Annotated in this window: 2 protein-coding genes; both read left to right on the top strand. The window is 61.5% G+C overall.

Annotation, left to right across the window (positions count from 1 at the left end):
• The first annotated feature begins 106 nt into the window (after nt 1-106).
• Entirely contained in the window at nt 107-5,944 is a 5,838-nt protein-coding gene (locus IEY82_RS38570; protein WP_225264412.1) for an RHS repeat-associated core domain-containing protein, read from the top strand.
• Nucleotides 5,945-6,138: 194 nt separating this feature from the next.
• On the top strand, nt 6,139-6,741 hold the full coding sequence (locus IEY82_RS38575) for a DUF4240 domain-containing protein (RefSeq protein WP_189129251.1): 603 nt from the start codon (nt 6,139-6,141) through the stop codon (nt 6,739-6,741).
• Nucleotides 6,742-6,938: the final 197 nt, after the last annotated feature.

Genomic DNA, 6,938 nt, shown 5'->3' on the forward strand with positions numbered 1-6,938 from the left:
GCGCTGGTCAAACTGGCGCCGTCGCCACCAAGCAGCCGCCCGGCGCTGCCACTACCAGTGCAGATCCGAACCATGATCGCGAAGTGTCACTGGAGTACTAGGCGAGATCAGTACCAACGGTGGTCCTTATACGTACGCGCCGATCACCAGCGCGGCTGCGGTCACCGACAATCAGTGGCATCACGTCGTTCTCAACGTGGCTGATGGACGGCAGGAGCTCTTCCTCGACGGTCAGGCCGTGGGCGAGATATCCGGAGAGATCTACCCGGAATATCGAGAAGCGGCGTACGTGGGCAGCGGTGACCGGGCCTCCTCGTGGTCCGACATCCCCGGCGGCCCCAACACCAGCGGCGCCTTCTCCTTCGTAGGGACGATCGATGAGTTCGCGCTCTACGACAAGCCGCTCAGCGATGCCGAGATCCAGACGCACTACGCTGCCCGGGCACAGATCCCCAACAAGCTCGCGACGATCACTCTGCCATCTGGGCGCACCTGGGCCGCCAACACCTACGACACGGCAACCGACCGCCTCAAGACACACACGGACCGCCATGGCGGTACATGGCAGATCAGCGAACCCGGCACTGACTGGATCGAAAAGGTGTCCACTGTCACTGTCACCGATCCGCGCAACGGCACGTTGACCTATGGCTATGACAATTGGCGCACATCCCGCTTGGTCTATGAGAAGGACCAGTCGCAGCTCCCCGCTAGCTATGAATACGATACTGGCGGATTCCTGGCGAAGATGACTGACCGGAACGGCAACGTTCTCCGATGGTGGAACGACAAACGCGGCAACCCGATCCGCGGTAAGTCGTGCCGCACCTCATCGAGCTGTCAAAACGCCTACGCCGAGTACTACGTGAACGAGGACGATGAGTTCGATCCACGTAATGACCAGATGGTCACATACCGCGACGCGCGTTCGTCAACTCTGGAAGACAACACCTACGCCACCACATGGGAATACAACGAGCACGGCGAGGCAACGAAGGAGACAACGCCGGCCACGCCCGATTTCTCCAACGGCCGCTCGGTCACATTGACCTATACCGACGGCAGCGAAGCAGCGGTGGGCGGTGGCACCACACTGGCGGGCCTTATCGCGTCGCAGACCGACGCAAGGGGCAACACATGGACCTACCGCTACACTTCGGCCGGAGACTTGGCTGAGCAAATCGACCCAGAGGGATTGGTCGTCCGGCTGGCGTACGACGCACTCGGCCGCGTGACGAGTAAGAGCCAAGTCTCCCAGGCGCATCCGACCGGTGTGACGACCACGCTCACCTACGACGCGCTCGGCCGCTTGCTGACCGAGACCCAGCCGGGCGTGAAGAACGAAATCTCCAATGTGACGCACACCAAGCGGACGACCTTCGCCTACGACGTGGACGGCAACAAGCTCAGCGAGAAGATCTCCGATCTGACGGGCGGGCAGGCCGAGCGGGTCACCGCCTATACCTACGACGGCCTGGGCCGAGTAGCGACGATTACTGGCCCCGAGGGCGGCGTCGTCCAGCAACAGTGGAACAGCCTCGGCCAGTTGGCCAGAGTGACCGACGCCCGGGGCGCGGTGGTGGAGCACGGCTACAGCAACCGTGGCGAGCTGAACACGCGGACGCTGAAGGGCTGGACCGGCAGCCCGGTGAACCCGCATGCAGCTACGGATGTGCTGCTGGAATCGTTCGCCTACGACCTGGGCGGCCGGCTTGCTGCCCAGGAGGACGCCATGGGCCGCAAAACTTCATATACGTACTTCAACGACAACCTGCCGGCCAAGAAGATCGCCGACGACGTCACACTGAACGGCTCCGGCACGGCCCGTGACGTGACGCTGGAGGACCACACATATGATGCAGCGGGCAACCCGACCAAGCTGGTGACCGGTGGCGGCACGGCGACGACCACGTTCGTTTACGACGCGGCCGGTCGGCTCACTTCTCAGACGTTCGACCCTGGCGTGCTAGACCGCAAGACGGCGTACGTCTATGACGCCAACGGCAACGTCACCAAGAGCACGCGCACCAGCGCCGGAACCGCTCGTACGGAAGTCGCCGAGTACGCCTACAACAAGGTCAACCAGGTCACCCGCACCACGGTGGAGAACGGCGCCGTGGATCTCGTCTCCACCTCCGTCTACGACGACCGTGGCTTGCTCACCGCCTCCACTGACCCACGCGGTAACACCAACGGGGTGGACCCGGAGGATTTCACCTCCACTATGCGCTACGACCTGCTCGGCCGCCTGGTAGAAGTGATCGCACCCGAGGTACAGGTCGACAAGGCCAACACGGCGAACACGGCACGCCCGTCGGCCCGCTACGGCTATGACGCCTTCGGTGCCCAGACCCATGTGACCGACGCCGAGGGCCGCACGGTCACCTCGGTCTTCGACAAGGCCGGTCGGCTGACCAGCACGAGCGCCCCCAGCTACACCCCGCCCGGCGGCACCGCCGTCACCCCCACCACCACGAACGCCTACGACCCGGCCGGGCAGCTGATCACGACCACCGACCCGCGGGGCAACGTCAGCACCTTCGAGTACGACCTGCTCGGCCGCCAGGTGCGTGTCACCGACCCGGCCCCGACCGGTCAGACGGCCGGTCGATGGGTGGCCGAGTACGACCTGGTGGGTGAGCAGTTGGCCGGCGTGGATCCGACCGGCGCGCGCGCGGAGGCCACCTACGACAGCCTCGGCCGCAAGATCACCGAAACGATGATCGAGCGTAAGCCGAGCACAGCGGCGTACACCACGACGCTGACCTACAACGACGCCGGGTATCTGACCAAGACGGTGGCACCGGGCAATAAGACCACCAACTACATGGTCAACGCCGCCGGTGAGGTCACCGAACAGACCGACCCGGCCGCTAACACCACCACGCTGGCCTACGACCTGGCCGGCCGCCTGATCAAGACCACCGACCCGCTCGGCAACGCCACCACTACCGACTACGACCTGGCCGGCCGCAAGACCGCCGTCAAGGACCTGAACACGTCCGGCACCGTATTGCGCACCACCAGCACGAGCTACGACCCGGCCGGCAACCCGATCAGCGCCACCTCGCCCGAAGGCCACGTCACCACCCAGACCTACGACGCGCTCAACCGCGTCACCTCGCTGGTCGAACAAATCTCCACGGGTGAGTCGATCATCACCGAATTCGGCTACGACGCTACCGGTGCCCGTACCCGCTTAACCGACGGCCGGGGTAACGCCACCTGGACCGGCTACAACAGTCTCGGGCTGGCCGAGGTGGTGACTGAGCCAGCCACCACCTCTCACCCGAACGTCGCCGACCGCACCTGGACCGCCGTCTACGACCCGGCAGGAAACCCGGTCGCCGAACTGCAGCCAGGCGGGGTGCGCATCGACCGCGCCTTCGACCACCTCGGTCGGCTCACCGCCGAGACCGGTGCCGGAGGCGGAGCCACCAGCGCGGAGCGCAGCTTCGGCTACGACCTTGCCGGACGCCAGACGGCCATCGGGGACCTGACGGTCGATTACAACGACCGCAGCCTGCCGCTCAGCATCACCCGCGGCGCTGCGGTGCAGACCAGCTACGCCTACGACGCACTCGGCAACCCCACCCAGCGCGTCGACGCCGCCGGAACGGCAGCGTTCACCTGGGACAACGCCAACCGCCTTGCCACTGCCACCGACCCGGTCACCGGCCGCAAACTCACCTACGGCTACGACGCCGCCAGCCGTCTCACCTCCATGAACGCCGCCGTCGGCGCCACCGCCACCGACAGCCAGGCCTTCACCTACGACGCGATGGACCGGCTGGAAACCCACACCCTCAAACGCAACACCGGCGCCCAACTCGCGAAGATCACCTACGGGTGGGACAAGGACGACAACCTCACCACCAAGACCACCGCCGGCACCGCCGGAGCAGGCACCAACACCTACGCCTACGACCACGCCGGCCGCCTCACCTCCTGGACCGCCCCCGGCGGAGCGGTCACCGCCTACGAATGGGACGCCTCCGGCAACCGCACCAAAGCCGGCACCAAGACCTACACCTACGACGAACGCAACCGCCTCACCAGCGGCGACGGCACCACCTACGCCTACACCGCACGCGGCACCCTGGCCAGCGAAACCAAGAACGGCACCACTACCCAGCTCACCTTCGACGCCTTCGACCGGCTCATCGCCGACGGCGACAGCCTCTACAGCTACGACGCCCTCGACCGCCTCACCTCCCGCATCCGCGGCACCAGCCACCAGACCTTCGCCTACACAGGGCTCGGCAACGACCTCGCCACCATCAGCGACACCAGCGCCGGCGTCCAAGCCCGCTACGGTCGCGACCCGGCCGGCGGGCTGCTCGGCCAGCAGGAAGGCACCAACCCCGCCCTCGCCGCCATGACCGACCTGCACGGCGACCTGGTCGCCACCTTCTCCAGCACCGCGCTGGCCACCACCACCGCCTATGACCCCTTCGGCACCATCACCGCGCAGACCGGAACCCCGACCAATCTCGGCTACCAGGGCGAATACACCGACCCGGACACCGGCAAGGTCAACATGCACGCCCGCTGGTACCAGCCCGGCACCGGAACCTTCACCAGCCGCGATACCGCCACCCTCAACCCCAACCCATCCGTCCAAGCCAACCGCTACACCTACGCTAACGCCTCACCCCTTACCGGCATCGACCCCACCGGCCACTACACCACCCAACTCGACAACTGGGGCAGCTCATACAGCGGCGGCTACGACAGACAGAGCCTCGCAGACAGCTACGCCCAACACGGCATCGTCCTCGGAGACAGTGGCGGCGAAGGCGGCTATTGCGTCGGAAGCTGCGGCCGAAGCTATGGCAGCGGTCCCGCCGCCTGCGATGTTCGGGGATGCGCCGGAGCCGTGATTGGCGGCTTCGTGTCGGTCATGACCAAAGAAGAAATGAAAAGATGGAATGTTCTACCGAATGGATGGAATCCCAAAAAAGGCTTCTGGGAGGCAAGTGAAGATCTAATAGATGACTTCATAAAGGAAGCCTACAAAGGACATGATCCAGCTACGTTTGATATAGCATGGGCACTACATATATCATCTTCCACGAAATCCAGCGGAAGGTCCGGGGCGGCGCAGGACCCTGGCCACTCTAGGTCGTATACAGTCTGGTGGGATAAGAGACGGGTAACCTTCCCTTCCGTTGGCAAGGCTATGGCCCATATTCAAAAAATGATCGATTCCGATCAAATCTGCGTGCACTGGAGCTGTATCGACAGTGGCGGGTTCTGGCTGAGAGAGACCGAGAAGATACTTGCCGATGCGTACTGTGGGGGTAAGAATCAGAACAATTGCAAGCCCGACGAGGCCAGATGGAAGCAGGAGTATGGCGTACGGCAACTGATGTTGAAATGGGGATTCAATGCCTTTTCGGTCCTTATCTGGAATGGAGATGACGGCTTCGGAGATAGGTCGGCGGCGGGCGGTGTATACATACTCGTTGATTCGAGGGGAAATCCGCTTAAGGTTGGCCAGGCTGATGATTTCAAGACGCGAGCACCCAAATATAAGAATCACACTTTCGGTTGCGGTTCGAACGGCTGTAAGATGCAGATAATTTTCAGGACAACCGACCTGAACTTAATGATGGGTTTGGAAGATGTCATTCTCGACGCTGGCATAGCTGTCGGCGCTTGGGCTATCGGTGACCGCTGGAACAAGCAAAGACCTATGAGCCTCACAAATAAAAATCGAATGACACGAAGGGAGTTCGGCTTAAGGGAGCTTCAGAGGTTGGGCGTTGGCCTGCGTCAACCGATCGGGGCAGGGGGGCGAAATGTGATACTTGAAATGCGAACCGGAGGGTCAGGTAAAGGCGAATGGGGGCGGCTTGGCTCTGGTTCTGGTAACTCATGGAGGACCCTCACTCCTAGGTCGTTGGGATTTCCTGGCGGAACCGATCGGGGTATCAAGTAACCGCGCCGCCTTGAGAACAGGTGAATAAAAGCGTGGCACCCTGGCTTGATTCATGATATACATTTCCCTGACTTGCTCAGAGCCGTCAGCGTGCGAACAGAAACGATGATGCCACGAAATCATCTAAGCTGCATTGACCGCAGCTTCTACTGGTCACCTCTAGCATAAGGATAAACATGCAACGCTTTAGAAGCATGAGTATCGCAGAATTTTGGACTCTTATCGAACAGTCCCGTGGCGAGACCCAAACAAAGGTCGACCGCGTGAACTGGTTGAAGCGGCAGTTGCAAAACCGTGGGATGGAGGCAGTGCTTGATTTCTGGATGTGGTTGTGCATTACCCGAGAAAGAGTGAATACATGGGATATGTTCGGAGCCTTTTATAACGTATTTAACATCGGCTCGTCTGACCGATTTATGGATTTTCAATATTGGCTTATCGGGCTTGGAAAAAAAGATTTCGATACGATTGCCATCGAGCCGGATAGCCTGATCTCCTTTTCTCGTATCAGACATCTAATTGATCTAGACGCAGCATGGAGTCCTAGTGATAGAGAGTCAGGCTGGTCTGCGGAGACATCGCCCTATTTTGGGGCGCTCGCCTCAGTAGCATTCGATACCTATGAAGCGCTTACCGGTAGTGACAGCTCCCATCTTTCTGAGGAGGTTAGAGCCTCACGAGGAGTCGAATTTGGTTCAGCCTACGACTTCAATGGCGAAGAATGGAATGTAGATGATCCAAGCGAGGTTAGAGATAGATTGCCTCGCATTTTCGAGTATATTCAAGAATGCTCATAGAAGCCTCGACGGTTGGTGCGCGGGGTGAACACGCTTGCCTGCGCCGGAAGGACAAACCCTGCTCTCACGCGATCTGGACGGTGCAGCTCCCCCGTAGGCATTCAGAAGTTCGTGATCATGCTGGCGTGAGCATCGCCAGCAGGGTGGGATGATCTTGGGGTGTCGAAGACCCCGGAGCGCCGCCCGTCGTATGACGA

Source organism: Nonomuraea cavernae, from assembly GCF_014646355.1.
GTDB classification, from domain to species: Bacteria; Actinomycetota; Actinomycetes; order Streptosporangiales; family Streptosporangiaceae; genus Nonomuraea; species Nonomuraea cavernae.